Genomic DNA, 1,542 nt, shown 5'->3' with positions numbered 1-1,542 from the left:
GTTGCGGCCGGGGGGGACCGGCGGCTTTAGCCGCCGGGGGAATCCGGCCAGGCGAACAGCGTCGCATCCGGTAGTTGTCGGTGTCGTTGCATATGGTGCGTGGTGTGTCGCAGCGCCGGTTTTGCCGTACTCGGGGAGGAGTGTCGTGGTTGGGGTTGCATCTGGTGTGGTGTCCGACGTGTCGGCGCCGGATTCTGGGTGGGCGCGTAGCGGCCCGCTGTGGGGAGCTGGTGGAGGAGATTGCTGACGAGCACGGCTGGCAGATCGTGGCCAAGGAGGTGATGGTTGATCACGTGCACCTGTTCGTGAGGGTCGGGCCGGCTGACGCGCCAGCGGCGGTCGTGCGAGCGTTTACGGGCCGCACCGCGCGAGTACTGCGCCAAGAATTTCCGTACCTAGTAAGCCGCGCGAAGGTGTTGTGGTCGCCGTGGTATTTCGCCGTTTCGGTTGGCTACGTGTCGGAGTCGGCGGTTCGCCGTTATATCGAGCATCAGTGGGATGCGGTGCTGGTCTCATGAGGCGGGCGTACGTGTTTCGGCTGCGCCCGACGGCCCGGCAGCACATCGCGTTGGCGGCGTGCGTGGACTGCCACCGCGAGTTGTACAACGCCGCGTTACAGGAACGCCGGGATGCGTGGGCGCACAGCAAGACCCGCATCAACTACGGGGATCAATCCGCGCAGTTGACCGACATCCGGTCGGCGCGCCCGGATGTGGCGGTGTGGTCGTTTTCCAGTCAACAGGCCACGCTGCGTAGGCTCAATAAGGCGTTCGGCGGATTCTTCCGCCGAGTCAAGACGGACAAGCCCGGCGTGAGGCCGGGCTATCCGCGGGTTAAGGGCAAGGCGCGGGTTGACAGTGTGGAGTGGCCTAAAGACGGTGACGGCGCTCGCTGGCTGCCGGATACGAAGCGGGTGTATTTACAGGGCATCGGCCAGGTCAAGGTGGAGCTGCACCGCCAGGTGGCGGGCCGGGTCAAGACTATCCAGATCAAACGCCAAGGCCGGCGCTGGATGCTGGTGCTGTCGTGCGACGACGTGCCAACCAATCCACTGCCGGTCACCGGCCGCCAAGTTGGGATCGATGTCGGCATCGCGAGTTTCGCCACCACCAGTGACGGTGAGCACGTCGACAACCCGCGCGGGGGCCGCGCAGCGGCGGACAAGCTGGCGGCGGCGCAGCAGCGGCTGGGCCGAACAAAGCGCGGGTCGAACAACCGCCAGCAGCGTCGGGAGACTGTCGCTGCGTGTCATCGCAAGATCGCCAACCAGCGTAAGGACTTTCACCACAAACAGGCCCGCAAGCTCATCGCGGGATATGACCTGTTGGTGGTGGAGGATCTCAAGATCGCCAATATGATGCGGCGGGCCAAGCCCGTCGTCGATGAGGATAATTCGGGGCAGTTTTTGCCCAACGGCGCCCGGGCGAAGGCCGGGCTTTCACGCAGTATTGGGGACGCGGGCTGGGGGGGCTTCGTTTTGATTCTGCGCGCCAAAGCGGGAGATGCTGGGCGTATCTGGATCGAGGTCGACCCCCGGCACAC

At 65.0% G+C, this 1,542-nt stretch carries 2 protein-coding genes; both read left to right on the top strand.

Annotated elements, in window-relative coordinates; genetic code table 11:
* The first annotated feature begins 92 nt into the window (after window positions 1–92).
* Complete coding sequence (tnpA, locus tag MSIMFI_RS27185; RefSeq protein WP_191500021.1) at window positions 93–518, top strand: IS200/IS605 family transposase; 426 nt, start codon at window positions 93–95, stop codon at window positions 516–518.
* The coding region (locus MSIMFI_RS27180) for an RNA-guided endonuclease InsQ/TnpB family protein (protein WP_224770489.1) at window positions 515–1,542 on the top strand (1,028 nt) is incomplete at its 3' end. The genes tnpA and MSIMFI_RS27180, both read left to right, overlap by 4 nt.

The organism is Mycobacterium simulans (assembly GCF_900232995.1).
GTDB lineage: Bacteria > Actinomycetota > Actinomycetes > Mycobacteriales > Mycobacteriaceae > Mycobacterium > Mycobacterium simulans.
The sequence above is the reverse complement of the archived record's forward strand: the minus strand, read 5'-3'. Positions and strand labels throughout refer to the sequence as shown.